Here is a 25443-nt window from a genome sequence, read left to right as displayed (position 1 = left end):
TCTTGTCGCGCCCCGCCCCAACGGGTATCAGACCGCGCATCCCCAGTCCAAGAGGCCGCCCATGATCCCCCGCTATGCCCGCCCCGAAATGACCGCCATCTGGGAGCCCGCGACCCGGTTCCGCATCTGGTTCGAGATCGAGGCCCATGCCTGCGACGCCATGGCCGAACTGGGGGTGATCCCCAAGGAAAACGCCGAAGCCGTGTGGAAGGCCAAGGATGTGGAATTCGACGTCGCCCGCATCGACGAGATCGAGGCCGTGACCAGGCATGACGTGATCGCCTTCCTCACCCATCTGGCCGAGCATGTCGGCAGCGAGGAGGCGCGCTTCGTCCATCAGGGCATGACCTCGTCGGACGTGCTGGACACCTGCCTGAACGTGCAGCTGACGCGCGCCGCCGACATCCTGCTGGCCGATCTGGACAAGGTGCTCGCCGCGCTAAAGCGTCGCGCCTACGAGCACAAGGACACGGTGCGGATCGGGCGCAGCCACGGCATCCATGCCGAACCCACCACCATGGGCCTGACCTTCGCGCGTTTCTACGCCGAGATGGACCGCAACCGCGCCCGCCTTCGGGCCGCCCGGGCCGAGATTGCCACCGGCGCGATTTCCGGCGCGGTCGGCACATTCGCCAATATCGACCCGCGCGTGGAAGAGCATGTCTGCAAGATGCTGGGCCTGACGCCAGAGCCGATCTCGACCCAGGTGATCCCGCGCGACCGGCATGCGATGTTCTTCGCCACGCTGGGCGTGATCGCCAGTTCGATCGAGAACATCGCCATCGAAGTGCGCCACATGCAGCGCACCGAGGTCCTGGAGGCCGAGGAATTCTTTTCCGCCGGCCAGAAGGGCAGTTCGGCCATGCCGCACAAGCGCAACCCGGTGCTGACCGAGAACCTGACCGGCCTTGCCCGGCTGGTGCGCGCCACGGTGATCCCGGCGCTGGAGAATGTCGCGCTGTGGCACGAGCGCGACATCAGCCATTCCTCGGTCGAACGCGGGATTGCGCCCGATGCGACCGTGACGCTGGATTTCGCGCTGAACCGGCTGGCGGGGGTGATCGACAAGCTGGTGATCTATCCCGAGGCGATGCTGAAGAACATGAACAGGTTCAAGGGGCTGGTCATGTCCCAGCGGGTGCTTCTGGCGCTGACGCAGGCGGGCGTCTCGCGCGAGGATGCCTATCGGCTGGTGCAGCGCAACGCGATGAAGGTCTGGGAGGAAGGCAAGGATTTCCGCGAGGAACTTCTGGCCGACGCGGAAGTGACCGCGGCGCTGAGCCCCGCCGAGATCGACGAGAAATTCGACCTCGGCTATCACACCAAGCATGTCGACACGATCTTTGCCCGGGTTTTCGGCGAACCGGCATAGCCTTGCGCATGATCGGTCACGCAGGTTTGGAAATCGCGTGGGCTGTGCTACATTGTGCCACACCTCACCAGGGAGATGCACCATGACCTTCAAGACGATCCTTTCGGCGGCGGTTCTGACGCTGGCCCCGACTCTGGCGCTTGCCAATGGCTGCGGCTGGGAAAAACGGATGAACGCCAGCCAGTGCGCCGACGGCAAGGTGTTCGATTCGGCCTCGGGCACCTGCGTCGATCAGGCGACGAGCTGACGGGCCGGACATTCCCGGACCGGACGCGGCGCGGGTCCAGACCGCGCCGCTTTTTTGATGCCGGTGGGCGGCCATCAACCCCGGCTTAACGCTCCTGCGCCAATCTGGCGCCGTTGCAGACGGAGCGTGGTGTGACCAGCCTTACCCCCAGCCTTCCCGGGCATATCCGGTCGGCCGTCGGCCTGACGCGTCGGCGCAAGGCGGCGATCATCGTGCGGCTGCTGCTGAACGAGGGGGTCACGCTGCCGCTGGGCGATCTGCCGGCCGAGCTTCAGACCAGTCTGGCCGACGAGATCGCGGCGCTTCGCTATATCGACGCGCCGACGCTGGAATCGGTGGTCGAGGAATTCCTGGCCGAACTGGAACTGGCCGGGCTTGCCTTCCCCGGCGGCATCGACGGCGCGATCGAGTTGCTGGGCGAGCATCTCAGCCCCGAGGCCGCGGCCGCGTTGCAGGCCCAGCTTGCCGGGGACCGGCCGACCGATCCCTGGGTGCTGCTGTCCGAACAGGACCCGAAGAAGCTGGCCGAGCTTCTGATGTCCGAAAGCCCCGAGGTGGCGGCGATCGTGCTGGCCAAGCTGCCCAGCCAGATCGCCGCCGCGGCGCTTGGCCAGATGCCCGGTCCCGAGGCGCGGCGCATCGCCTTTGCGATCTCGCGCACCTCGGGCGTGCCGCCCGCGGCGATCGCCCGGATCGGCGCGGCGCTGGCGCGCCGCCTGCTCGATGCGCCGGTGCGGGCCTTTGAAATGCCGACGGAAAAACGCATGGGCGCGATCCTCGATGCCGCCCCCGCCGCCACCCGCGACGACGTCCTCCAAGGTCTGGCCGAGACCGATGCGGATCTGGCCGAACGCGTGCGCCGGGCGGTCTTCACCTTTGCCGACATTCCCGCCCGGCTGGCGCCGCTGGATGTGCAGGCGCTGACCCGAACCGTGGATCAGCCCGTCCTGATCACGGCGATGGCCGGGGCCGACGAGAAGAACGCCCCGACGGTGGAGTTCATCCTGTCCAACATGTCCCAGCGGATGTCCGCCCAGCTGCGCGAGGAGATCGCCGAGCGCGGCCCCCCCTCGACCGAAGAGACCGAGGCCGCCATGTCAGAGATCACCGCCGCGCTGCGCGGGCTTGAGGCCGCGGGCGAGATCAGGCTGAAGGCGGCCACCGGCCAAGGGTAGGACCGCCCCAAGCTGCGCAAGGCGGGGCCGGGGCGTCCTGCTTGTGATCGCGGGGCGCGGGTTCTATGTCTGCCCACGCGCCGCGGCGGGGCGCGGACAGGGGAATGCAGGGGGCCATGGCCAGCGGCGGCAGGACATCGGACAAGGGAAGGCGGGGCGCGACGGACTGGCTTGCCGACCGCGCGATCCGCGCCGTGATCGCGCTTGCCCTTGCCCTGCCCTATGAGCGGCGGGTCCGGTTCGCGGGATGGGTCATGCGCCGCCTGATCGCGCGCCCGGCGGGCTATCTGGCCCGCGCCGAGGAGAACCTTGCCCTGATCTGGCCCGACATGCCCCCCGCCGAGCGGCAGCGGATCGCCCGGGCGGTGGCCGACAATGCGGGCCGCACGCTGATCGAGAATTACTCGACCCGGGATTTCCTTGCCCGCATGGCCAGCGCCGAACCGCGCGGCCCCGGCCTTGCGGCGCTCGAGGCGGCGCATGCCGCCGGGCGTCCGGTGATCCTGGTGACCGGGCATTTCGGCAATTACGAGGCCGCCCGCGCCGCCCTGGTCGCGCGGGGCCATGCGGTCGGCGGGCTGTACCGGCCGATGCGCAACCGGTTCTTCAACGCCCATTACGTCCGCACGATGGAGGCGTTCGGCGGCCCCGTCTTCGCGCAGGGCCGCCGCGGCACCGGCGGCTTCGTGCGGCACCTGAAATCGGGCGGCGTGCTGGTCCTGCTGATCGACCAGCATCACCGGCGGGGCGCGTCGCTGGATTTCATGGGGCAGCCCGCGCTGACCTCGCTCTCGGCGGCCGAGCTTGCCCTGCGCTACGGGGCCGAGCTGATTCCCTTTTACGCGACGCGCCGCCCCGACGGGCTGAGCTTCGACATCGCGCTGGAGGCCCCGGTTCCGGCCGGGACGCCCGAGGCGATGACGCAGGCGCTGAACGACAGTCTTGCCGCGCGGGTGCGTGCCCATCCCGAGCAATGGTTCTGGATCCACCGCCGCTGGAAGGCCCCGCGCCCGCGCGGGCGGAGCCGCGCCGGGACCGCCTGATCAGCGCAGCCGCGCCGCCGCCAGGATGCGCCCGGGCCCGGCCTTCTGGATCAGCGCGACGATCGGCTGCTCGCCCTCGATCTGCACCGTCACGACCAGCGGCAGCGCGCCGTCCCAGCGGGCGACCGCGTTCCAGGCATCGACGATGTTGGTATAGACATAGCGTTGCCCGGAATTCTCGCCCCGCGTGATCTCGACCGCTTCGGACGGGCGGTAGCGCACCACCTGAAGCACCACGTCCTCCTCGAAGGCGGTCTCCGAGCGGGCCCGGATCGTGACCGTATCGCCCTGCCGCTCCATCGTCAGGGTCACGGGGCTGGGTGTGCCGCGATGCGCCTCGATCAGGCGGACCACGTCCATCGGGCTGTAGCCGACGACGTGATCCTTGCCGCCCACGATGATCTGCGGGGTATAGACCGACCGCTGGCCCGCCGCCCTTGCATAGGCCTTCTGGCGCCGGGTGAAGGCGGGATCGGCAAAGACATCCTTCCAGCCGATATAGTCCCAGTAATCCACATGCAGCGCCAGCGGGATGACATCCTCGCGCTTGGCCAGTTCCGCGATCAGCGCGTCGGCGGGCGGGCAGGAGGCGCAGCCCTGCGAGGTGAAAAGCTCCAGCACCACCGCCCCCCCCTCGGCCCGGGCCGTTCCCGAAAGCGCCAGCCAGGCCGAAATCAGAACCGTGATGAAAGCCCGCATATGCCCTGCCCTGTCCGCCTTGTCCCCGACCTTCCTACAGAACCCGCCCCTCCCCTGCCAATCAAGGATTCGGGAGGGTGCGACAGCTTGGCCTCCCCCGGGATCCGCAATCTGTGCACCACGGTATACTAAAAAATACCGTGCCCCCTTGATCGCTTGCGGCCGTTAGGGCAAGAGCATCCTGAAGAGATGCGCTGAGCCATGGAGACCGCCCCACATGCCGATCGTCGTTGGACAGGACACCGCCCGCACCCGCCGCACGCTGACCGCCGGCGGGGCAAGCGTTGCGTATTACTCGATCCCGGCCGCCGAGGCCGCCGGGCTGGGCCAGTTCGCCCGCCTGCCCGCCGCGCTGAAGGTGGTGCTTGAGAACCTGCTGCGCTTCGAGGATGGCAAGACGGTCAGCGTGGACGACATCCGCGCCTTCTCCGACTGGGCGACGAATGGCGGGCGGTCGGATCGCGAGATCGCCTATCGCCCGGCCCGCGTGCTGATGCAGGATTTCACCGGGGTTCCCGCGGTCGTGGACCTGGCCGCGATGCGCGACGGGATCGTGGCGCTGGGCGGCGACGCGCAGAAGATCAACCCGCTGAACCCGGTCGATCTGGTGATCGACCATTCCGTGATGATCGACGAGTTCGGCAATCCGCGCGCCTTCCAGTTGAACGTGGACCGCGAATACGAGCGCAATATCGAGCGCTACACCTTCCTGAAATGGGGCCAGAAGGCGTTCGACAATTTCCGCGTCGTCCCGCCCGGCACCGGCATCTGCCACCAGGTCAACCTGGAATACCTGGCCCAGACCGTCTGGACCGATACCGACCAGAGCGGGGAAACCGTGGCCTATCCCGACACGCTGGTCGGCACCGACAGCCATACCACCATGGTCAACGGGCTGGGCGTGCTGGGCTGGGGCGTCGGCGGCATCGAGGCCGAGGCCGCGATGCTGGGCCAGCCCGTGTCGATGCTGATCCCCGAGGTGGTGGGGTTCCGGCTGACCGGCGCCATGGTCGAGGGCACGACGGCCACCGATCTGGTGCTCAAGGTCGTGGCGATGCTGCGCAAGAAGGGCGTCGTGGGCAAGTTCGTGGAATTCTACGGCCCCGGGCTGGATCATCTGCCGCTGGCCGACCGGGCGACCATCGCCAACATGGCGCCCGAATACGGCGCCACCTGCGGCTTCTTCCCGATCGACGACGAAACGCTGCGCTATCTGCGCCAGACGGGCCGCGACGAGGGCCGCATCGCGCTGGTCGAGGCCTATGCCAGGGAAAACGGCCTGTGGCGCGGGCCCGATTACGCGCCGGTCTATACCGACACGCTGGAACTGGACATGGGCGAGGTCGTGCCCGCGATCTCGGGGCCGAAACGGCCGCAGGATCACACGCCGCTGGATCAGGCCGCCGACAGCTTCTTCCGCGTGGTGGCGGAATATCGCGGCGAGGACGAAAGCGCCGCCGCCCATGACATGAGCGCCGAAGGGCCGGTGCCCGACACGCTGCTGGACCCGCGCCGGTCGGCCGCGGTGGCGGGGCAGGATTACGCGCTGCGCGACGGCTCGGTGGTGATCGCCTCGATCACCTCCTGCACCAATACCTCGAACCCCTATGTGATGATCGGCGCGGGGCTGGTGGCGCGCAAGGCGCGCGCGCTGGGGCTGCGCGCAGCGCCCTGGGTCAAGACCTCGCTCGCGCCCGGCTCGCAGGTGGTCAGCGAATATCTGGAAGCGGCGAACCTGCAGGAGGATCTGGACGCGCTCGGCTTCAACCTGGTGGGCTATGGCTGCACCACCTGCATCGGCAATTCCGGGCCGCTGGCCGAGGAGATCTCGAAGACGATCCATGACAATGACCTGATCGCGACCAGCGTCCTGTCGGGCAACCGCAATTTCGAGGGCCGGATTTCCCCCGACGTGCGGGCGAACTACCTGGCCTCGCCGCCGCTGGTGGTGGTCTATGCCATCGCGGGCGACATGAATGTGGACCTGACCCGCGATCCGATCGGCACCGGCAAGGACGGCAAGCCGGTCTTCATGAAGGACATCTGGCCGACCAGCAAGGAGATTGCGGAACTCGTCGAACAGACCGTCACCCGCGCGGCCTTCCTTAAGAAATATGCCGATGTCTTCAAGGGCGACGAGAAATGGCAGGCGGTCGAGACCACCGACAGCGAGACCTATGACTGGCCCGCCGCCTCGACCTATGTGCAGAACCCGCCCTATTTCCGCGGCATGGCGACCGAACCGGGCGTGATCGCCGATATCGCGGGCGCCCGCGCGCTGGCGATCCTGGGCGACATGGTGACGACCGACCACATCAGCCCGGCGGGCAGCTTCAAGGACAGCACACCCGCGGGCCGCTACCTGGTGGACCGGCAGGTGCCCGTGCGCGAGTTCAACTCCTACGGCTCGCGGCGCGGCAATCACGAGGTGATGATGCGCGGCACCTTCGCCAATATCCGCATCCGCAACGAGATGCTGCAAGGCGTCGAGGGCGGCTATACGCTGGGCCCGGACGGCGCGCAGACCTCGATCTATGACGCGGCGATGGCCTGGCAGGCGCAGGGCGTGCCGCTGGTGGTGATCGGCGGCATCGAATACGGCGCGGGCAGCTCGCGCGACTGGGCGGCCAAGGGCACGGCGCTGCTGGGCGTCAAGGCCGTGATCGCCGAAAGCTTCGAGCGCATCCACCGCTCGAACCTGGTGGGGATGGGCGTGATCCCGTTCGAGTTCACCGGCGGCGACAACCGCAAGACGCTGGAGCTGAAGGGCGACGAGAGCTTCTCGATCAGCGGTCTGGCGGGCGACCTGAAACCGCTGGCCGAGGTGCCCTGCACCATCCGTTCCGCCGATGGCCGGGAACGCACGATCACGCTGAAATGCCGGATCGATACCGCCATCGAGAAGGAATATGTCGAGCATGGCGGCGTGCTGCATTACGTCCTGCGCAACCTCGCCCGCGCGGCCTGACACCCGCATCACGGCACGACAAGACGCCCCCGTCCGAAAGGCGGGGGCGTTTTTCATGGCAGCGCGGCGGGTTTACTCGGCGGCGGCGGCCCGTTCGATGGCCGGGCGCAGGCTTGTTTCGATGACCGCGGCGGTCAGCGGGCCGGGATGGCGCAGCACGACGCGGCCCTGCCCGTCCAGCACGAAGGTTTCCGGCACGCCATAGACGCCCCATTCGATCGCCGTGCGCCCCGCCGGATCGGCCGCGATGCCCGCATAGGGATTGCCCAGCTGGTCGAGGAAGCGCAGCGCGTTCGCGGGCTTGTCCTTGTAGTTGATGCCGTAGATCGCCACGCCCTCGGCGGCCAGCGCCTCGAGCAGCGGATGCTCGTCGCGGCAGGGGCCGCACCAACTGGCCCAGAAATTCACCAGCGTCACCGCGCCCCCGCGCAGCACCCCCTCGTCGAAGATCTCGCCATACAGCGGCTCGACCGCCAGCGCGGGCGCGGGCTTGCCGATCAGCATGGAGGGCAGCGCATCCCGGTCTTCGCGGCCGACGCCGATGAAGAACAGCGCAGCAAGGCCGAGAAAGATCACCGGCGGCAGGAACATCAGGGGAGAGACGCGCTTCTTGTCAGCCATCGGACGTCCTTCGGGATTCGACCTCTTCGAGTTGCCGACGGACCCGCGCGGCGCGCCACAGCGACAGCACGACGAGAACCGCCAGCAGCGCCAGCGAGATCGCGTAGGACGAAAGCACCGCGCCCGCGTATTTGCCCAGATCGGGGATCATGCCATCCGCTCCCGCGCGATCAGCGCCTTGATCCGGCGGGCGCGAATCTCGGTCCGCGTGCGTTCCAGCACGAGCGCCACGAACAGCAGGATGAAGGCCCCCATGCAGACCAGAAGCGGAAACCAGAACACGTTGGCGATGTTCTCCTGCTTGTCGAGCGACAGCGTCGCCCCCTGGTGCAGCCCCTGGTTCCAGAAATTCACCGCGTAGCGCGACAGCAGCGCGAAGACCGAGCCCACGATGCACAGCACCGAGGTCAGATCGGCCGCGGCGTCCGGGTTCTCGATCGCCTCCCACAGCGCGATATAGCCGAGATAGAACAGGAACAGGATCAGGAACGAAGTCAACCGCGGATCCCAGGCCCAGTAGGTGCCCCACATCGGCTGGCCCCAGATCGCGCCGGTGACCAGCGCGATCACCGTCATCGTCAGCCCCACCGGGGCCGCGGCCCGCGCCGCCAGTGCCGAGACGTGGTGGCGCCGGATCAGCCAGATCAGCGAGGCCACCAGCATCATCACCCAGGCATTGATCGCCATCATCGCGGCGGGCACATGCAGGTAGATGATCTTGACCGTCGAGCCGAAATTCTCGGCCTCGGGCGTCAGGAAGAAGCCCCAGACCAGACCGACCACCATCGACAGCGCCGTCAGACCCCAGATCACGGGCAGAACGGCCTGCGAGGTCTGCATGAACTTTTTCGGATTGGCATATTCCCAGAGCGACATGAGCGTTTCCTAGAGGGCTTTTCCCGAGGTCTCAACTGAATAGCGCGTGAACCCTAGCGCAGGTTGATGCGGATCGCCGCAGCCGCCGCAAAGGGCAGAAGCGCGAGCGTGGCCAGCGTGATCCCCGCCAGCATCAGAAGCGGCGTCGCATTGGACTGCCCGGCCGCGCCGCGCACCACCGCCTCGGCGCCGAAGATCAGGGTCGGGACGTAAAGCGGCAGCACCAGCAGCGACAGCAACAGCCCGCCGCGCTTCAGCCCCACGGTCAGCGCCGCGCCGAAGGTGCCGATCATGCTGAGCGCGGGCGTGCCGAGGGCGAGCGAGAGCACGAGCCAGCCATAGGCGGCCGGATCGAGGCTCAGCAACAGGCCAAGCCCCGGCGCGGCCAGGGTCAGCGGCAGGCCGGTCGTCACCCAATGCGCGGCGGCCTTCATCGCCACGACGCCTTCCAGCGGGATCGGCGCGGTGGCCAGCAGGTCGAGCGAGCCATCCTCGAAATCCAGCGCGAAGATGCGGTCGAGCGACAGGAGGCAGGCCAGCAACGCGCCCACCCAGAGGATGCCGGGCGCGATCCGCGACAGGATCGCGCTTTCGGGGCCGACGCCGAAGGGCACCAGCACCACGACGATCAGGAAGAAGGCCAGCCCCAGCCCGAATCCCCCGCCCGCCCGGATCGCAAGGGCAAGATCGCGGATCAGCAGCGCGATCATGCGAAGGCCTCGTCGAACCGGTCCATCGCACGGGGACGCGCGCGGAAGGGGGTGAGGTCAAGCTCTTCGGCCTCGAATCCCAGATGGATATGGGTGGCGATCAGTGCGGCCCCGCCCATGCGCAGGTGATGCGCGACGGCCGCCCCGAACAGCGCGACCGAGGCGGTATCGAGCGAGACGGTCGGCTCGTCCAGCACCCAGATCGGCCGCCCGGTGACCAGCAGGCGGGCAAGGCCCAGCCGCCGTTTCTGACCGGCCGACAGGTTCTGCGCCGGGCGGTGGGCGAGGTCGGCCAGGTTGAACTCGTCAAGCGCGCGGGCGATGTCGCGCTGGCCAAAGACCCGGGCCCAGAAGCGCAGGTTCTCCTCGACGCTGAGCGTCGGCTTGAGCCCGTCGGCATGGGCGGCATAGGCCATCGCCTCGGGCGGGGCCGAGATGGTTCCGGACAGGGCGGGTTGCAGCCCCGCGAGCGTGCGCAGCAGCGTCGTCTTGCCGATGCCGTTCGGCCCGCGCAGCATCAAGGCCCGGCCCGGGCGCAGGGTGAAGCCGACCCCTTCGAGCACGGGCAGGCCGCCGCGGGCACAGGCGAGGTCTTGCACGGTCAGATCCATGCGTTTCGCATAGCCGATCGGCGGGCGGGCGGGAAGCGGGAAAGGGGGCACTCCCGCCCCCGGCCGGCGCAGGGCGCAGGCGCCCCGCTTGTCCGGGGTTGGGCCTGGCCGCGCGCGTGCCGCGCGCGGCGCCTCCGGCGGGGGTATTTGGACCAAGAAGAAGGCTCAGGGCGGCGGGACGGCGGAGACGGGGATCAGGGCGGCGGCGACGCGGCGGCCTTCGGCGAGCAGGATGTTGTACCCGCGCGCCGCCGAGGGGCTTGACATGATCTCGACGCCGAGCCCGGCCGCTTCGAGCCGGGACTGGAGAGCACCCGGCAGCGGCAGGAGGCTGTCGCCGGTGCCAATGAGCAGCACGTCGATGCGGCCGACAAGTGCAAGGAGCGGCGCGGGGTCTTCGGGGCCGGTCCAGGCGAGCGCCCGGCCCTCGGCGACGAGCACCGCCCCTTCATGCACGCTGCCCGCGATGCGGAAGAAGCCGGGGCCGTAGCCGTCGACGGGAAGGCCGGCGGGCGGCTGGATCTCGGTCAGGCGCATCGGACCCTCCCTCCGGTCGCTGGGGGTCGGTTCCCCCGTGATGGCAGCGCGCGGCGGCGGATCAGCCCTCGGCCCTGGCGAATTGCGTTCCCGCGCCACCGTCCTGATCCTTGGACCAGTCGCGCTTGACGCCGAGGAACAGAAGGATGTTCGAGGCCACGAAGACCGAGGAATAGGTGCCGACCACGATCCCCCAGATCATCGCGAAGACGAAGCCCCGGATCACGTCGCCGCCCAGCACGAACAGCGCGATCAGCGCCAGCAGCGTGGTGACCGAGGTCATCACCGTGCGCGAGAGCGTGTCGTTGATCGAGAGGTTCAGCAGATCCCGCAGCTCCATCTTCTTGTATTTGCGCAGGTTCTCGCGCACCCGGTCGAACACCACCACGGTGTCGTTGAGCGAGTAGCCGACGATGGTCAGCAGCGCCGCGATGATGGCCAGGTCGAAGCGGATCTGGAGGGCCGCGAAGACCCCGATGGTCAGCGTCACGTCATGGACAAGTGCGGCCACCGCGCCCAGCGAGAACTGCCATTCGAAGCGCAGCCAGATATAGACCAGCACGGCGAGGATCGAAAACGCCACGGCGAGGATCGCGGTCCGCACAAGCTCGGCCGAGACCTTGGGGCCGACGCTTTCCACCGAGGGGAAGGTGATCGAGGGATCGACGGTCTTCAGCGCGGCCTCGACGGCGTTGATGACCTGGGGCGTGATGCTTTCCTCGCCGTCCTGGGCCTGGATGCGCACCTGGGCGACGTTGCGTTCGGGGCCGAAGCCGGGGTCGAAGACCTGGGAAATGGCCACATCGCCCAGATCGAGCGCGGAAAGCGCGGCGCGATAGGCGGCGACATCGACGGGCTGGGTGCTTTCGGTGCGGATCGTGGTGCCGCCGCGGAAGTCGATCCCGTAATTCAGCCCCATCAGGAAGAACAGCACCACCGAGGCCACCATCGCCACCACCGAGGCGCCGAAGGTGACGGTCGCGAACCGGAAGAAGTTCCAGTTGGTGTCCGAGGGAACGAGTTTCAGGCGCATGCGGATCCCCTCACACGATGATGGTCTTGGGACGGCGGCGTTCCATCCACATCACGACCATCAGCCGGGTGACGAAGATCGCCGTGAAGACCGAGGTCAGGATGCCCAGCCCCAGCGTCACCGCAAAGCCCTTGACCGGGCCCGAGCCCATGGTGAACAGGATCGTCGCGGTGATGAAGGTTGTGATGTTGGCATCAAGGATCGCCGACAGCGCCTTTTCATAGCCAAGCTCGATGGCGCGGGCCGGGCCGCGGGCGGATTTCAGTTCCTCGCGGATCCGCTCGAAGACCAGCACATTGGCATCGACCGCCATGCCTATGGTCAGCACGATCCCGGCGATGCCGGGCAGCGTCAGCGTGGCGCCGATCAGCGACAGCAGGCCGAAGATCATCGCCACGTTCACGATCAGCGCGATATTGGCGAAGATCCCGAACAGCCCGTAGCTTGCCGCCATGAAGAACAGCACCGCGACGAAGGCGACGATACAGGCGATCTTGCCCGCGGCGATGCTGTCGGCGCCCAGTTCGGGGCCGATGGTGCGTTCCTCTAGGAAAACCAGTTCCGCGGGCAGCGCCCCCGCCCGCAGCAGGATCGCAAGCTGGGTCGATTCCTCGACATTGAAATTGCCGGTGATCTGGCCCGAGCCGCCCAGGATCGCCTCGCGGATCACGGGGGCCGAGATCACCTCCTCGTCCAGAACGATGGCGAAGGGCGAGCCGACATTTTCCTGCGTGTAGCGACCGAACTTGCGCGCACCGGCGGGGTTGAAGCGGAAGGTGACCGAGGGCAGCCCGTTCTGGTCGAAGCCGGGCTGGGCATCGGTCAGTTCCTCGCCCGAGACGACGGGCGTGCGTTCGAGGATGTAATAGACCCCCGCATCGTCCATCGAGGGGTAGATCACGTTGCCCGCGCCGGGCGCGTCGTTCGGGTTGTCGGTGCGCGAGACGACCGGGTGGAAGGTCAGCCGCGCGGTGGTGCCGATCAGCGCCTTCAGTTCCTCGGCCGAGCCGATGCCGGGCACCTGGATCAGGATGCGGTCGGTGCCCTGGCGCTGGATCGTCGGCTCGCGGGTGCCGACCTCGTCGACGCGGCGGCGCACGATTTCCAGCGATTGCTGGATCGTGCGGTTGTCGGTGGCCTGCTTCTCGGCCTCGGACAGTTGGACGATCAGCAGATCGCCCGCGCCGCGCACCTCGATATCGGAACTGCCCACCCCGGTCAGCGTCACCGTGGGGCGGGCGATCTCGCGCACGGCGGCGAGGGCGGCGGCCATGCCCTCGGGCCGGGTAATGTTCACATGCAGTTCGGCGGGCGGCGAGTCGGCGCGCCGGATCGGCCCCACCTCGTCGCGCACCGCGCGCAGCGCGTCGCGCACATCGGGCCAGAGCGCATCCATGCGGTCGGCATAGACATCCTCGACCTTGACCTCGGCCAGGAGATGCGCGCCGCCGCGCAGGTCGAGGCCGAGATTGACCAGCCCCGAGGGCAGCCAGCCGGGCCAGGCGTCCCGGTCGGCCACAAGCTCGGGCATCGCGCCCCGGAGTTCGATCGCCTGAACGGCGTCGTTATGCCGTTCGACCCGTTCGTAGAACAGGTTCGGCATGGCCAGAGCGAGGCCGATCAGGACAAGCGCCCAGATCGTGGCCCGCTTCCAAAGCGCGAATTGCAGCATCTGCGGTTATGCCTTCTCGGCGGGCTCGGTCTTGTTCAGCACCTGGACGATGGTGTGGCGGACGACGCGCACGCGCACGTTCTCGGCGATCTCGACCTCCAGTTCCTCGTCGTCCTTGACCTTGGAGACCTTGCCGATCAGCCCGCCCTGGGTGACGACCTGGTCGCCGCGGCGCAGCGCCTCGACCATCTGCTTGTGCTGCTTCATCTTCTTCTGCTGGGGCCGGATCAGCAGGAAATACATGATCAGGAAGATCAGGATCAGCGGAAGGAAGGTCGCAAAGGCGCCCCCGGCGCCGCCGCCACCGGCCGCTTGCGCAAAGGCAGGCGTGACAAACATCGTGAGAATCCCCGTTGTTCTGCGGGCAGGTGCGCTGCCCGGGTCCTTGGTCGCGGCGCACCCTATTCGGTGCCCCCCTGCTTGGCAAGGCGAAGCCGCGCGGCTTTGACCTCGGGCGGGTCCGGCGCATATCTGGGGCATGAAACGCGCGTTCCGCCTTGTCGTGCTGCTGCTGGCCTGTCTCGCGCCCGGAATCGCCGCCGCCGACGGGGGCGCGCCGGTGCGGCTGAGCGATGCCGAGCACCAGCCCTGGCGCGCGATCGGTCGCATCAATGTGACCGGATTCGACACGGGCGGCATGTGCACCGGCACGCTGATCGCGCCCGATCTGGTGCTGACCGCGGCGCATTGCCTGTTCGCGCTGAACCCCAACCGCGTGGTCCGGCCCGGTCAGGTGCATTTCCTCGCGGGCTGGCTCAAGGGCGGATATGCCGCGCACAGGGTCGCCGCCGAAATCAGGCTGCATCCCGATTACGATCAGGCCAACGGCATCAATTTCCAGACCCTTGCCACCGATCTGGCCGTGCTGCGCCTGGCCGAGCCGATCCCGCCCGGCGAGGTGCCCCCCCTGCCCGCCGATCTCGGCGCGGCCGATGGCGGCGCGCTGTCGCTGATCGGCTATCGCCGCGACCGGACCAGCGCGCTCAGCCGACATGACGATTGCCGGGTGCTGAACCGCTGGCCCGGCATCCTGGGCCTGGACTGCCCGGTGGTCTTCGGCACCTCGGGCGCGCCGGTGCTGGTGCAGACCGCGGCGGGCTGGCGGGTGATCGCGGTGGTTTCGGCGGGCAGCACCGGGCCGGGCCGGATTCGCACCGTCGCCGCCCGCCCCGACGCGGCCTTCCTGACGCCCGAGTGACCGGCGCGGCGATTCCCGGTTCAAAACGCCGTGCGGCTGGGGCATACGGGGCCGAAGACGGTCCCGCCGCCCTGCAACGGAGCCCCCATGCACGACATCCGCGCCATCCGCGAAAACCCCGACGCCTTCGACGCCGCGCTGGCCCGCCGGGGCCTTGACCCGGTCTCGGCCGGGATCCTTGCCATCGACACCGCGCGGCGGGCCCGGATCCAGGCCGCCGAAGAGGCGCAGGCCGAGCGCAACGCCGCGTCCAGGGATGTGGGCGCCGCCAAGGCCGGCGGCAACGAGGCCGAGTTCGAGCGGTTGCGCGCGCTGGTGGCCGAGAAGAAGGACGAGATCGCCCGGCTGGAGGAAGAGGCCAGGGCCGAGGATGCCCGCCTTGCCGACCTGCTGATGCGCCTGCCCAACCTGCCGCTCGACGACGTGCCGGACGGGGCCGACGAATCCGACAATGTGGAACTCCACCGCTGGGGCAGCCCCCGCGCCTTCGATTTCGCGCCGCGCGAGCATTTCGAGATCCCGGGCGTCCTGCCGGGGATGGATTTCGAGGCGGCGGCAAAGCTTTCGGGCGCGCGCTTCGTGGTGCTGAAGGGCGCGGTCGCCCGCATCCACCGGGCGCTCGCGCAATTCATGCTGGACACCCATGTCACCGAGAACGGCCTGACCGAGGTCAACGCGCCCGTGCTGGTGCGCGACGAGATGATGTATGGCACCGGCCAACTCCCGAAATTCGGCGAGGACAGCTATCAGACGCGCGAGGGATGGTGGCTGATCCCCACCTCCGAGGTGACGCTGACCAATACCGTGGCGGGCGAGATCCTCGACGCCGCCGACCTGCCCCGCCGGATGACCGCCCATTCGCTATGCTTCCGCTCCGAGGCGGGCAGCGCGGGCCGGGACACCCGCGGCATGCTGCGCCAGCACCAGTTCGAGAAGGTCGAGATGGTCTCGATCGTGGCCCCCGATCAGGGTCGCGCGGAACTCGACCGGATGACCGGCTGCGCCCAGGGCATCCTTGAACGGCTGGGCCTGCCCTACCGCACGGTCGTGCTGTGCACCGGCGACATGGGCTTCGGCGCGCGGCGGACACATGATATCGAGGTCTGGCTGCCCGGCCAGAACAGCTATCGCGAGATCTCGTCCGTGTCCCTTTGCGGCGATTTCCAGGCGCGGCGCATGAACGCCCGCTTCCGCCCCGAGGGCGGCGGCAAGCCGGAATATGTCCACACCCTGAACGGCTCGGGCCTGGCGGTGGGGCGCTGCCTGATCGCGGTGCTGGAGAACGGCCAGCAGGAAGACGGCTCGGTGACGCTGCCCGCGGCGCTGGGGCCGTATCTGGGCGGCCGGACCACGCTGACGGCAACGGGGGAACTGGCCTGATGGATCCGGTCAAGGCGATCCTCGTCTTCGTCGCGACGCTGTTCTTCGTGCTGTCGCCGCTGATGTCGGGCGGCTTTTCGGGCTTCGAGCCCGGCCAGTTCCCGATCCCGCAGGACGACCCGCCGGTGCAGCCGGCGGGCTATGCCTTCGGCATCTGGGGGCTGATCTATGTCTGGCTGATGATCTCGGCCGGGATGGGCCTGTTCCAGCGCGCCAAGGACGAGACATGGGAGCCCGCGCGCCTGCCGCTGATCCTGTCGCTGGCGCCCGGCGCGGCATGGATCGGGGTCGCGCAACTCTCGCCCCTCTGGGCCTCGGTTCTGTTGTGGTGGATGCTGGCCATGGCGCTCTGGGCGCTGGCGCGCACGCCCTTCACCGACCGCTGGACCCTGCAGGCGCCGGTGGCGGTCTATGCGGGCTGGCTGACGGCGGCAAGCTGGGTCGCGGTGGGCCTTCTGGGCGGGGGCTACGGGCTGTTCTTCGGCCCGGTGGTCTGGGCGCTGATCGCACTGGCGGGCGCGCTGGTGACCGGCGCGCTGGTGCTGCTGGCGCTGGACCGCGCGCCCGAATATGGCGGCGCGCTGATCTGGGCGCTGGTGGGCGTGATCGTGGCCAATGCGACCACGACGCCGATCGTCGCCTTTGCCGCCATCGCGGGCGCGGTGCTGATCGGGCTGCTGACGGTCCGGACGGCGACCTAGCCGCCCAGCGGCCCCTTGCCCAGATGCTTGCGCAACCGCGAGGGCGTCTTTTTCTTCTTTGTCCGGAACGGGTTCTGGTCGCCCTGCCCGCGGAAGGTTAGCCGGATCGGCGTGCCCGGCATGGCGAAATCCTCGCGCAGCCCGTTCACCAGATAGCGCCGGTAGCTTTCCGGCAGCTTCTCGGGGTTCGAGGCCATCACGACGAAGCCCGGCGGCCGCGTCTTGACCTGGGTCATGTAGCGCAGCTTGATCCGGCGGCCGCCCGGGGCGGGTGGCGGGTGCAGTTCCAGCATGCCCGCGAGCCAGCGGTTCAGCTTTGCCGTGGAAACCCGGCGGTTCCAGACCGCATAGGCCGACATCACCGCCTCGTTCAGCCGGTCGAGACCCCGGCCGGTCAGCGCCGAGACGGTGACCAGCGGCGCGCCCTTGATCTGGGGCAGCGCGCGGGCGAATTCCTCTTTCAGTTCCTTGAGCTTGCCCTGCCGGTCCTCTTCCAGGTCCCATTTGTTGACCGCCACGACCACCGCGCGGCCCTCGCGCTCGGCCAGATCGGCGATCTTCAGATCCTGCGTCTCGAACGGGGCCTGCCCGTCCAGCAGCACCACCACGACCTCGGCAAACTTGATGGCGCGCAGCGCATCGCCCACCGACAGCTTCTCGACCTTGTCCTGCACGCGCGCCTTCTTGCGCATGCCCGCGGTGTCGAAGACGCGCATCGGCACGCCCTGCCAGTCCAGCACCACGGAAATCGCGTCGCGCGTGATCCCGGCCTCGGGGCCGGTCAGCAGACGATCCTCGCCGAGAATCGCGTTGACCAGCGTGGACTTGCCCGCGTTCGGGCGGCCCACCACGGCGATCTGCAAGGGTTTCGCGCGGGTCGGCACGCGGGGGCCGGTCTCCTCGTCCTCCTCGCCCACATCGACATCGGTCTCGGGCGCGGCCTCCTCGATCTGGCGGGTCTCGGCCTCTTCGACCAGGGGCGCGAGGGCTGCGTAAAGATCGCCCATCCCCTCGCCATGCTCGGCCGAGATGCGCACCGGCTCGCCCAGGCCCAGCGCATAGGATTCGATCACTCCCGCGTCGGAGGCAGCCCCTTCGGCCTTGTTGGCGGCCAGAATCACATGGGCCGACTTGCGGCGCAGGATCTCGGCAAAGATCTCGTCGCTGGGCAGCACGCCCGCCCGCGCGTCGATCACGAACAGGCAGGCATCCGCCATGCCGACCGCGCGCTCGGTCAGCTTGCGCATCCGTCCCTGAAGGCTTTCGTCGGTCGCCTCTTCCAGACCCGCGGTGTCGATCACGGTAAAGCGCAGATCGCCCAGCCGCGCCTCGCCCTCGCGCAGGTCGCGCGTGACGCCCGGCTGGTCGTCGACCAGCGCCAGCCGCTTGCCGACAAGGCGGTTGAACAGCGTGGACTTGCCCACATTGGGTCGGCCCACGATGGCGAGGGTAAAGCTCATCTTTCCCAACTCCGGACGGATCGAACCGCCCGCCTACACCAATCCCGCCTCAGCGGAAAGCGTGGAGTTGCCCGCGCGTCGAGACGACGTAAAGCGTGCCACCCGCCACAACGGGACGCGAGGCCGCACCGCCGGGCAGGTCGACCGTCTGCACCAGCGCCCCGCTTTCCGGGCTGAAGGCGCGCAACAGCCCGTCATCGGAGGCCACCCACAGCCGCCCACCGGCCAGAACCGGCCCGTAATGGGCATGGATCGCCTTGAACCGCTTGGGCTTTTCCTTGGTGAAATAGGGCAGCTCCACCGTCCAGACCGTGGCGCCGCTTGCAGCATCCAGCCGCACCAGCCGCGCCTGATCCGAGACAAGGAAGACCGAGCCCCCCACCGGCAGCACCGCGCCATAGGCGCCTTCCTCGGCGGTCCAGAGCCGTTCGCCCGAACTGGCGGCCAGCGCGACCGTCCGGCCCGACTGGTTGCCGACGTAAAGAACCTCGCCCGCGATCACCGGATCGGCGACCAGGTCGGTCACATTCGCATAGACAAGGCCGCGGCGCTGGCCCGCCACCGTCGCCTGCCAGACCCGCACGCCCGACTGGCGCAAGGTCGCCACCAGTTCGGCCGAGCCGAAGGGGAAGACCGCCAGCCGGTCGGACACCGCGGGCGCCGCGGCCCCGGTCATGCCCGCGGGCGAGGGCGTTCCGGGCAATTGCCATTGCACGCGCCCATCCTCGGCCCGGACCGCCCAGGCGCGGCTGTCGCGGCTGACCACATAGACCAGCCCGTCGCGATAGGCCGGCGCGCCCGAAACCGGCGCGTCGGTGCGTTGCGTCCAGAGTTGCGCCCCGGTGGCGGGATCGAGCGCGACCAGCGAGCCGAAGCCCGTCGTCGCGAACAGCCGCCCGTCGCCGAAGGCCAGCCCCCCGCCCGTGGCCGAGCGCGCGCGCTCCGAGGGCGGCGTCAGATCGGCCGCCCAGAGCACCTGCCCCCCGGTCGAGACGGCGGTGACCCGGCTTTGGGCGTCCAGCGTGAAGACCCTGCCCCCCGCCACGACCGGGCTGGCGGTGATGCGGTGGCGGCGCGTGTCGCCCTGCCCGATACTGGCCGACCAGATCCGCGCAGGTGCGGCCGAAAGCGCCGCATGTTCGGGCAGATGGGTGGCACTGCCGCCGGGCTGGGTATGATCGGCGCGGGACACGGGCGCGGGCAGCGTGATCGCGACGGCGACCGGGGCCGCCGGGGCGCTGCCGCCCTCTTCCAGGCCCAGCGCCTCGCGCACGCCAAGCCGCTCGCCCGGCAGGATCGGCTCTTTCTGGCCGCATCCGGCCAGAAGCGCGACCGCTGTCAGGGTTCCGATTGCAGAAGCGAATTTCACCGCGCGAGTCCCCTCGTCAAACCAGAAACCGGGCCGTCAGCCCTCGTCGGACCCGCCGCCGAGCGCCACAATCAACTGAGAGGCGCGCTGACGCAAGCCCGCGCTCGCGCCCGCATCCTCGACCAGCGCGCGCAGATGACCAAGCGCGGCGGACGTATTGCCCGCGTCGATCTCGGCCAGCGCCATCTGTTCCAGCGCAAGCGGGCGGAACGGCCGCCCCGGTTCGGCCAGCGGCGCAAGGCTTTGCAGACGCGCATCGGGCGCGGCGCCGCGCCCCTCGATCATCACCAGCTTGAGCGCGGCGAGATGGGTGTAATGCAGCGGCAGCGACGGATCGTCCGCCATCGCCCGCAATTCGGGTGCCGCCTCGGCGCCGATCTCGCCCGCGATCAGCAGCTTGACCAGCCCGCGCGCCTCGCCCGTTGCGGTCAGCGCCTCAAGTGCGGCCACCCGCGCGGCCGGATCGGGCAGTTCCAGCGCGGTCAGGATGCCATCGCCCAGCGCCTCGGCCGCGGCCCGGTCCTGCGCGGCGCGCCATTCCCGCCAGCTTGCGCCGCCCACCAGCAGCAGCACCGCCAGCACGGCGATCCAGCCATAGCGGCGCATCAGGCGGAAAAGCCGGTCGCGGCGCACCTCTTCGGTGACTTCCTCGATGAAACTGTCGGGGTTGCTCATCCTGCCTCGCTCGGCCCGCTCGATCTGGCGTCGGGCCTGTCATACCCCAGCCCGGACGGGATTGCAAAGCCCCGCCGGAACGCGCGTCCAAGGCTTGAATGAATGCAGTTTGCGCTATAATCTGAACCGATTGGTTCACCCGATTGAAACCACCCCGTCCGATGCCGGGCGGCGGCGTCGAGCGCGGGGAGGAATGCGCTCGACGCGGGAAAGCGACGGAAGAGGCAAGGACCGGATGCGTTTGATCCCCATGCTTACCGCGGTGCTGGTGAGCGTCTCGCTCTATCTTCTGCTGATGCAGCGCGACCGGGTGCTGGCCTTCGCGGGCGCCGAACCCGTCGCCGCCACCGCCGAGGACACCGTTTTCGAAGCGGATCGCCGGGTCTCGGTCGTGGTGCAGAAAAGCCGCGCCGAGACGGTGCAGGGCGCGGTGCGCGTGCGCGGCGAAACCCAGGCCGCGCGCCAGGTCGAGGTCCGCGCCGAAACCGGCGGACGGGTGATCTCGGAGCCCTTGCGCCGCGGCGCGACCATTGCCGAGGGCGCGGTGCTGTGCGAACTCGATCCGGGCACGAGGGCCGAGACGCTGGCCCAGGCCGAGGCCGCGCTGGCCGAGGCGCGGGCGCGCCTGCCCGAGGCGCGGGCCAATGTCGTTCTGGCCGAGGCGCGGCGGTCCGAGGCCGAGATCAACGACCGCGCGGCGCAGCGGCTGGCCGAGGGCGGCTTTGCCTCCGACACCCGCGTCGCGGGCACGCAGACCGCCGTCTCGACCGCCGAGGCGGGCGTGGCCTCGGCCCAGGCCGGGCTGGAGGCCGCCGAAGCCGCGATCCGCGCGGGCGAGGCCAATGTCGCCGCCGCAAGGACCGAGATCGGGCGGCTGAAGATCGCCGCGCCTTTTGCCGGGCTGCTCGATGCGGACACGGCCGAACTGGGCACGCTGATGCAGCCCGGGTCGCTTTGCGCGACGGTGATCCAGCTCGATCCGATCTACCTTGTCGGCTATGTGCCGGAAACCGAGCTTGACCGGATCGAGATCGGCGCGCTGGCGGGGGGGCGGCTGGCCTCGGGCCGCGAGATCGTGGGCCGGGTCAGTTTCGTCGCCCGCACCGCCGATCCCGCGACACGCACCTTCCGGGTAGAGATCGCGGTCCAGAACGAGGCGGGCACGATCCGCGCGGGCCAGGCCGTCGAGATGATCATCGCGGTCCCGGGCCAGAGCGCGCATCTGGTGCCGCAATCGGCGCTGACGCTGGACGATGCCGGGCGGCTGGGGCTGCGGCTGGCGGATGCCGACGGCACCGCCCGCTTCTTCGCGGTCGAGATCCTGCGCGACACGCCGGACGGGTTCTGGGTCGCGGGCCTGCCGGACGAGGCCGAGGTGATCGTCGTCGGCCAGGAATTCGTCACCGATGGCGTGCCGCTGGCCGTCAGCTATCGCGGAGCGGCCGAATGACCGGGATCATCGACTGGGCCGCCAGCCGCGCCCGGATGGTCGTGGCCTTCGTCATCATGTCGATCGTGGCCGGCACCATGGCCTATGTCGGGCTGCCCAAGGAGGGCGAGCCGGATATCGAGATCCCCGCCCTGTTCATCTCGGTCCCCTTCCCCGGCATTTCGGCCGAGGATGCCGAAAAGCTGCTGGTCAAGCCGATGGAGACCGAGCTTTCCGATCTGGACGGGCTGGACAAGATGACGGCGACGGCGCGCGAGGGGTTCGCCGCGGTCGCGCTGGAATTCGAGTTCGGCTGGGACAAGACCAAGATCATCGCCGACGTGCGGGACCGCATGAACACCGCCGAGGCCAAGTTTCCCGAGGGCTACGAGAAATACGCGATCACCGAGATCAACTTCTCGGAATTCCCGATCATCATCGTGAACCTGTCGGGGCCGCTGCCCGAACGGACGCTGCTGCGCGTCGCCAAGGACCTGCAGGACCGGCTGCAGGGCCTCGACCCGGTGCTGGATGTCGTCCTGAGCGGCCATCGCGACGAGATGGTCGAGGTCATCATCGACCCGCTCCGGCTGGAATCCTACAATGTCACCGCGGGCGAACTGATCGAGGTGGTGCGCAACAACAACCGCCTGATCGCCGCGGGCGAGGTCGATGCCCCGCTGGGCACGTTCTCGGTCAAGATCCCGTCCTCCTTCGAGGGCGTTCAGGACATCTATGCGCTGCCCGTCAAGGTGAACGGCAACCGGGTGGTGACGCTGGGCGACCTGACCGAGATCCGGTTGACCTTCGAGGATCGCAGTTCGACCGCGCGCTTCAACGGCGAGCCGACGGTCGCGTTGCAGATCGTCAAGCGCAAGGGCTTCAACATCATCGACACCGCCGACCTGATCCGCCGCGAGGTCGCAGCCGCACGCGCCGCCTGGCCCGAGGATCTGCGCGACGCGGTGACCGTGGGCACCTCGAACGACCAGTCGCATACGGTCGACTCGATGGTGCGCCAGCTCGAAGGCTCGGTGCTGACCGCCATCGCGCTGGTGATGATCGTGGTGCTGGCCTTTCTCGGCACGCGCTCGGCGCTGCTGGTGGGCTTCGCGATCCCGACCTCGTTCCTGCTGTGCTTCGTGCTGTTCGGCGTCCTGGGCGTCGCGATCAACAATATCGTGATGTTCGGGCTGATCCTTGCGGTGGGGATGCTGGTCGATGGCGCCATCGTCGTGGTCGAGAATGCCGACCGCCGGATCTCGGAAGGGGTCGGCCCGATGACCGCCTTTTCCGAGGCCGCCAAGCGGATGTTCTGGCCCATCGTCAGTTCCACCGCGACCACGCTTTGCGCCTTCCTGCCGATGCTGTTCTGGCCCGGCGTGGCGGGCGAGTTCATGGGGATGCTGCCGATCACGCTGATCTTCGTGCTGTCGGCCAGCCTGATGGTGGCGCTGGTCTACCTGCCGGTGGTGGGGGGCGTCGCGGGGCGGTTCTCGCGCATCCTGTGGCGGATCACCGCGCGCGTCCGTCCCTGGCCGCTGGCCGCGCGGGCCGGGCTGATGGCCTTCGCGCTTGCGCTGACCTTCCTTGCGGCGCTCAGGATGCTGAACCCCGCCTTCCCGGCGCCCTCGACGGGGCCTTCGGGGCTTGCCGACACGCTGCCCGGCGTGGCGCTGTTCATGGCCGGGCTGGTGCTCTGCTCGATCGGCGTGAACGCGCTGAAGACGCCGCGCCGGGCGCCGGTCCGCGCGGGCTATCGCCGCACCGCCTTCGGCCATGTGACCCGGGCCATCGTCGGCAATCCGGTCATGCCGATCGTCACGGTGGCCGCCGTCATGGCCTTCGTGATCGGCGTGTTCCTTTATTTCGGAAAGCATAACAACGGGGTGGAGTTCTTCGTCGAGAGCGAACCCGAACAGGCCATCGTCTATGTCCGCGCCCGCGGCAACCTTTCGCTCGACGAGAAGGACGCGCTGTTGCGCCAGGCCGAGGCGGTCGTGCTGGCCGAACGCGGCGTGCGCAACGCCTTCGCCTTCGCCGGCGAGGGCGGGCTGAACTCGAACACCGCAGGCGCCAGCCCGCCGCTGGACACGGTCGGCCAGATCCAGATCGAACTGGTCCCCTGGGAGGACCGCGCCGACATGCCCGAACTGGACGGCAACCGCGTGCTGGACCGCATCATGCAGGGGCTGGCCACGATCCCGGGCATCCGCGCCGAGATCCTGGACCTCGCGATGGGGCCGTCCTCGCCCAAGCCCGTCCATCTGCGCCTGATGGGCGAGGATTGGGACAGCCTGACCGCCGCCGCCCGGATGGCCATCGCCCGGTTCGAGACGACCGAGGGGCTGCGCGACATCGAGGACACGCTGCCCCTGCCCGGCATCGACTGGCAGATCGACGTCGATGTGGAAACCGCCGGACGCTTCGGCGCCAGCGCGTCCAGCGTCGGCGCGATGGTCCAGCTTGTCACCCGCGGCATCCTGCTCGACACGATGCGCGTGCCCAGTTCCGACGAGGAGATCGAGATCCGCGTCCGCCTGCCCGACCAGGACCGGCTGCTGTCCACCCTCGACACGCTCAAGCTGCGCACCTCCGAGGGTCTGGTCCCGCTTGCGAATTTCATCACGCTGACCCCGGTGGAGAAACTCGGCCGGATCAACCGCGTGGACGGCAAGCGCTATTTCGACGTCAAGGCCGCGGTGGCCAGCGGCCTGACCAACGAGGCAGGCGCCCCGATCAATGCCAATGAACGGATCGCGACCCTGACCGAATGGCTGAACACCAACCCGCTTCCGGCGGATGTGACATGGGAATGGACCGGCGACCAGGCCGACCAGCAGGAAAGCTCGGCCTTCCTGTCCAAGGCCTTCGCCGCGGCGCTGGGGCTGATGTTCATCATCCTGCTGGCGCAGTTCAACAGCTTCTACAACGCGGTCCTGGTGCTGCTGGCGGTGGTGCTGTCGACCACCGGCGTCCTGATCGGGATGCTGGTGATGAACCAGCCCTTCTCGATCATCATGACCGGCACCGGCATCGTGGCGCTGGCGGGCATCGTGGTGAACAACAACATCGTGCTGATCGACACCTACCAGGAATATTCCCGTTACATGCCCCGGATCGAGGCCATCGTGCGCACCGTCGAGATGCGCCTGCGCCCGGTCCTGCTGACCACGGTGACGACCATGGCGGGGCTGTCGTCGATGATGCTGGGGGTCAGCTTCGATTTCGTGAATGGCGGCTATACCGTCGACAGCCCGACCGCGCTGTGGTGGAAACAGCTTGCGACCGCGGTGGTCTTCGGGCTGGGGATCGCGACGCTGCTGACGCTGGTCTTCACACCCTCGCTGCTGGCGATCCGCGAATGGTTCTGGGCCGGAGTCTACGGCTCGTTCAGGCGCTTCCGCGCCGCACTTGGCGGCCCCGACAGCCAGGCCGCGCGCGAACTGGCGCTGAACCACGCCGCCCGCGGCGTCGGCTCGCCCCAACTGTTGTGGTCGGACCTGCCCCCCGACGGCCCCGAGCCGGAAGTCCAGAGCACCGACCCCGAACGGCCGCTTCGCGCGGCGGAGTGAGCGGCGTCACCGGCCGCCCGCTGGCGCCGCTCGCCATATGGCCCTGGTAGCCGCGTCCGGGGGCGCCCCGCCTTCACCCGCTCGGGCGCGTC

The 25443-nt window shown here is 68.9% G+C and carries 23 protein-coding genes; 10 read left to right on the top strand and 13 right to left on the bottom strand.

The genetic code is table 11. The annotated features are described in order from the left end of the window. The first annotated feature begins 61 nt into the window (after nucleotides 1-61). From purB to EV216_RS08390, 4 genes are all read left to right on the top strand, one after another. Nucleotides 62-1372: an adenylosuccinate lyase gene (gene purB / locus EV216_RS08400; RefSeq protein WP_132694618.1), complete on the top strand. Its 1311-nt coding sequence runs from the start codon at nucleotides 62-64 to the stop codon at nucleotides 1370-1372. 82 nt (nucleotides 1373-1454) lie between these two features. Next, nucleotides 1455-1619 (top strand): hypothetical protein, encoded by a 165-nt coding sequence (locus tag EV216_RS18240; protein ID WP_165899202.1) that lies wholly within the window; start codon nucleotides 1455-1457, stop codon nucleotides 1617-1619. Nucleotides 1620-1750: 131 nt separating this feature from the next. Then, nucleotides 1751-2794, top strand: coding sequence for a flagellar motor switch protein FliG (locus EV216_RS08395; protein ID WP_243642023.1), 1044 nt, complete (start codon nucleotides 1751-1753; stop codon nucleotides 2792-2794). Nucleotides 2795-2898: 104 nt separating this feature from the next. Further along, nucleotides 2899-3837 carry a lysophospholipid acyltransferase family protein gene (locus EV216_RS08390; protein ID WP_424511178.1) on the top strand — a complete coding sequence of 313 codons (939 nt, stop codon included), beginning with the start codon at nucleotides 2899-2901 and terminating at the stop codon, nucleotides 3835-3837. Here EV216_RS08390 and EV216_RS08385 read toward each other — a convergent pair whose 3' ends face one another. Next, on the bottom strand, nucleotides 3838-4536 hold the full coding sequence (locus EV216_RS08385; RefSeq protein ID WP_132694616.1) for a DUF1223 domain-containing protein: 699 nt from the start codon (nucleotides 4534-4536) through the stop codon (nucleotides 3838-3840). A 217-nt stretch (nucleotides 4537-4753) separates the two neighbouring features. Here EV216_RS08385 and acnA point away from each other — a divergent pair, with 217 nt between their 5' ends. Then, complete coding sequence (acnA, locus tag EV216_RS08380; RefSeq protein ID WP_132694615.1) at nucleotides 4754-7504, top strand: aconitate hydratase AcnA; 2751 nt, start codon at nucleotides 4754-4756, stop codon at nucleotides 7502-7504. A gap of 72 nt (nucleotides 7505-7576) precedes the next feature. Here acnA and EV216_RS08375 read toward each other — a convergent pair whose 3' ends face one another. The 9 genes from EV216_RS08375 to yajC all read right to left on the bottom strand — a co-directional run bounded on the left by EV216_RS08375 (nucleotide 7577) and on the right by yajC (nucleotide 13903). Further along, a complete protein-coding gene (locus EV216_RS08375) occupies nucleotides 7577-8125 on the bottom strand; it encodes a DsbE family thiol:disulfide interchange protein (RefSeq protein ID WP_243642022.1) in 549 nt (182 codons plus the stop codon). Next, nucleotides 8118-8276, bottom strand: a complete 159-nt coding sequence (gene ccmD / locus EV216_RS08370) for a heme exporter protein CcmD (RefSeq protein ID WP_132694614.1) — start codon at nucleotides 8274-8276, stop codon at nucleotides 8118-8120. Before ccmD ends, EV216_RS08375 begins: the two co-directional genes overlap by 8 nt. Next, entirely contained in the window at nucleotides 8273-9001 is a 729-nt protein-coding gene (locus tag EV216_RS08365; RefSeq protein ID WP_132694613.1) for a heme ABC transporter permease, read from the bottom strand. The genes ccmD and EV216_RS08365 overlap by 4 nt, the downstream gene beginning before the upstream one ends. Before the next feature lie 53 nt (nucleotides 9002-9054). Next, a complete protein-coding gene (ccmB, locus tag EV216_RS08360; RefSeq protein ID WP_132694612.1) occupies nucleotides 9055-9711 on the bottom strand; it encodes a heme exporter protein CcmB in 657 nt (218 codons plus the stop codon). Then, the gene (ccmA, locus tag EV216_RS08355; protein ID WP_132694611.1) at nucleotides 9708-10322 is read right to left on the bottom strand and encodes a heme ABC exporter ATP-binding protein CcmA; all 615 of its coding nucleotides are present in this window, start codon (nucleotides 10320-10322) and stop codon (nucleotides 9708-9710) included. The genes ccmB and ccmA overlap by 4 nt, the downstream gene beginning before the upstream one ends. A gap of 165 nt (nucleotides 10323-10487) precedes the next feature. Further along, a complete protein-coding gene (locus EV216_RS08350; protein WP_132694610.1) occupies nucleotides 10488-10859 on the bottom strand; it encodes an Mth938-like domain-containing protein in 372 nt (123 codons plus the stop codon). 61 nt (nucleotides 10860-10920) lie between these two features. Beyond that, the gene (secF, locus tag EV216_RS08345) at nucleotides 10921-11892 is read right to left on the bottom strand and encodes a protein translocase subunit SecF (RefSeq protein WP_132694609.1); all 972 of its coding nucleotides are present in this window, start codon (nucleotides 11890-11892) and stop codon (nucleotides 10921-10923) included. Nucleotides 11893-11902: 10 nt separating this feature from the next. Next, nucleotides 11903-13564 (bottom strand): protein translocase subunit SecD, encoded by a 1662-nt coding sequence (gene secD / locus EV216_RS08340; RefSeq protein WP_132694608.1) that lies wholly within the window; start codon nucleotides 13562-13564, stop codon nucleotides 11903-11905. Nucleotides 13565-13570: 6 nt separating this feature from the next. After that, nucleotides 13571-13903 carry a preprotein translocase subunit YajC gene (gene yajC / locus EV216_RS08335; protein WP_132694607.1) on the bottom strand — a complete coding sequence of 111 codons (333 nt, stop codon included), beginning with the start codon at nucleotides 13901-13903 and terminating at the stop codon, nucleotides 13571-13573. Between the two features lie 139 nt (nucleotides 13904-14042). Between yajC and EV216_RS08330 the strand changes: the two genes are divergently transcribed. The 3 genes from EV216_RS08330 to EV216_RS08320 all read left to right on the top strand — a co-directional run bounded on the left by EV216_RS08330 (nucleotide 14043) and on the right by EV216_RS08320 (nucleotide 16843). Further along, nucleotides 14043-14762, top strand: coding sequence for a trypsin-like serine peptidase (locus tag EV216_RS08330; protein WP_132694606.1), 720 nt, complete (start codon nucleotides 14043-14045; stop codon nucleotides 14760-14762). 87 nt (nucleotides 14763-14849) lie between these two features. After that, a complete protein-coding gene (gene serS / locus EV216_RS08325; protein WP_132694605.1) occupies nucleotides 14850-16142 on the top strand; it encodes a serine--tRNA ligase in 1293 nt (430 codons plus the stop codon). After that, nucleotides 16142-16843: a hypothetical protein gene (locus EV216_RS08320; RefSeq protein ID WP_207893987.1), complete on the top strand. Its 702-nt coding sequence runs from the start codon at nucleotides 16142-16144 to the stop codon at nucleotides 16841-16843. Before serS ends, EV216_RS08320 begins: the two co-directional genes overlap by 1 nt. Here EV216_RS08320 and der read toward each other — a convergent pair. Genes der through EV216_RS08305 form a run of 3 tightly spaced genes read right to left on the bottom strand, consistent with a single transcriptional unit; the run spans nucleotide 16840 to nucleotide 20347 of the window. Then, nucleotides 16840-18303 (bottom strand): ribosome biogenesis GTPase Der, encoded by a 1464-nt coding sequence (gene der / locus EV216_RS08315; RefSeq protein ID WP_132694604.1) that lies wholly within the window; start codon nucleotides 18301-18303, stop codon nucleotides 16840-16842. The two genes, EV216_RS08320 and der, sit on opposite strands and share 4 nt — an antisense overlap. Before the next feature lie 49 nt (nucleotides 18304-18352). Further along, entirely contained in the window at nucleotides 18353-19672 is a 1320-nt protein-coding gene (locus tag EV216_RS08310) for a PQQ-like beta-propeller repeat protein (protein WP_132694603.1), read from the bottom strand. Nucleotides 19673-19708: 36 nt separating this feature from the next. Beyond that, nucleotides 19709-20347 carry a hypothetical protein gene (locus EV216_RS08305; protein WP_132694602.1) on the bottom strand — a complete coding sequence of 213 codons (639 nt, stop codon included), beginning with the start codon at nucleotides 20345-20347 and terminating at the stop codon, nucleotides 19709-19711. A gap of 235 nt (nucleotides 20348-20582) precedes the next feature. On the opposite strand from EV216_RS08305, the gene EV216_RS08300 reads away from it, so the two are divergent. Together EV216_RS08300 and EV216_RS08295 are read left to right on the top strand one after the other, a co-directional pair. Beyond that, nucleotides 20583-21797: an efflux RND transporter periplasmic adaptor subunit gene (locus EV216_RS08300; RefSeq protein ID WP_132694601.1), complete on the top strand. Its 1215-nt coding sequence runs from the start codon at nucleotides 20583-20585 to the stop codon at nucleotides 21795-21797. Further along, nucleotides 21794-25351 carry an efflux RND transporter permease subunit gene (locus EV216_RS08295; protein WP_132694600.1) on the top strand — a complete coding sequence of 1186 codons (3558 nt, stop codon included), beginning with the start codon at nucleotides 21794-21796 and terminating at the stop codon, nucleotides 25349-25351. The genes EV216_RS08300 and EV216_RS08295 overlap by 4 nt, the downstream gene beginning before the upstream one ends. Nucleotides 25352-25443 lie beyond the last annotated feature (92 nt).

Origin of the sequence: Rhodovulum steppense, from assembly GCF_004339675.1 — a bacterium.
GTDB classification, from domain to species: domain Bacteria; phylum Pseudomonadota; class Alphaproteobacteria; order Rhodobacterales; family Rhodobacteraceae; genus Rhodovulum; species Rhodovulum steppense.
This window is presented reverse-complemented; position numbering and strand designations above follow the sequence as displayed.

Bases quoted from the DNA above. Each gene is read 5' to 3' on its own strand.
- EV216_RS08390 (WP_424511178.1), top strand. From the start codon at position 2,899: ATGCAGGGGGCCATGGCCAGCGGCGGCAGGACATCGGACAAGGGAAGG.
- EV216_RS08375 (WP_243642022.1), bottom strand. From the start codon at position 8,125: ATGGCTGACAAGAAGCGCGTCTCTCCCCTGATGTTCCTGCCGCCGGTG.
- serS (WP_132694605.1), top strand. From the start codon at position 14,850: ATGCACGACATCCGCGCCATCCGCGAAAACCCCGACGCCTTCGACGCC.
- ccmB (WP_132694612.1), bottom strand. From the start codon at position 9,711: ATGATCGCGCTGCTGATCCGCGATCTTGCCCTTGCGATCCGGGCGGGC.
- acnA (WP_132694615.1), top strand. From the start codon at position 4,754: ATGCCGATCGTCGTTGGACAGGACACCGCCCGCACCCGCCGCACGCTG.
- EV216_RS18240 (WP_165899202.1), top strand. From the start codon at position 1,455: ATGACCTTCAAGACGATCCTTTCGGCGGCGGTTCTGACGCTGGCCCCG.
- der (WP_132694604.1), bottom strand. From the start codon at position 18,303: ATGAGCTTTACCCTCGCCATCGTGGGCCGACCCAATGTGGGCAAGTCC.
- secF (WP_132694609.1), bottom strand. From the start codon at position 11,892: ATGCGCCTGAAACTCGTTCCCTCGGACACCAACTGGAACTTCTTCCGG.
- EV216_RS08300 (WP_132694601.1), top strand. From the start codon at position 20,583: ATGCGTTTGATCCCCATGCTTACCGCGGTGCTGGTGAGCGTCTCGCTC.
- ccmA (WP_132694611.1), bottom strand. From the start codon at position 10,322: ATGGATCTGACCGTGCAAGACCTCGCCTGTGCCCGCGGCGGCCTGCCC.
- purB (WP_132694618.1), top strand. From the start codon at position 62: ATGATCCCCCGCTATGCCCGCCCCGAAATGACCGCCATCTGGGAGCCC.
- EV216_RS08320 (WP_207893987.1), top strand. From the start codon at position 16,142: ATGGATCCGGTCAAGGCGATCCTCGTCTTCGTCGCGACGCTGTTCTTC.
- EV216_RS08305 (WP_132694602.1), bottom strand. From the start codon at position 20,347: ATGAGCAACCCCGACAGTTTCATCGAGGAAGTCACCGAAGAGGTGCGC.
- yajC (WP_132694607.1), bottom strand. From the start codon at position 13,903: ATGTTTGTCACGCCTGCCTTTGCGCAAGCGGCCGGTGGCGGCGGCGCC.
- ccmD (WP_132694614.1), bottom strand. From the start codon at position 8,276: ATGATCCCCGATCTGGGCAAATACGCGGGCGCGGTGCTTTCGTCCTAC.
- EV216_RS08365 (WP_132694613.1), bottom strand. From the start codon at position 9,001: ATGTCGCTCTGGGAATATGCCAATCCGAAAAAGTTCATGCAGACCTCG.
- EV216_RS08330 (WP_132694606.1), top strand. From the start codon at position 14,043: ATGAAACGCGCGTTCCGCCTTGTCGTGCTGCTGCTGGCCTGTCTCGCG.
- EV216_RS08295 (WP_132694600.1), top strand. From the start codon at position 21,794: ATGACCGGGATCATCGACTGGGCCGCCAGCCGCGCCCGGATGGTCGTG.
- EV216_RS08350 (WP_132694610.1), bottom strand. From the start codon at position 10,859: ATGCGCCTGACCGAGATCCAGCCGCCCGCCGGCCTTCCCGTCGACGGC.
- secD (WP_132694608.1), bottom strand. From the start codon at position 13,564: ATGCTGCAATTCGCGCTTTGGAAGCGGGCCACGATCTGGGCGCTTGTC.
- EV216_RS08385 (WP_132694616.1), bottom strand. From the start codon at position 4,536: ATGCGGGCTTTCATCACGGTTCTGATTTCGGCCTGGCTGGCGCTTTCG.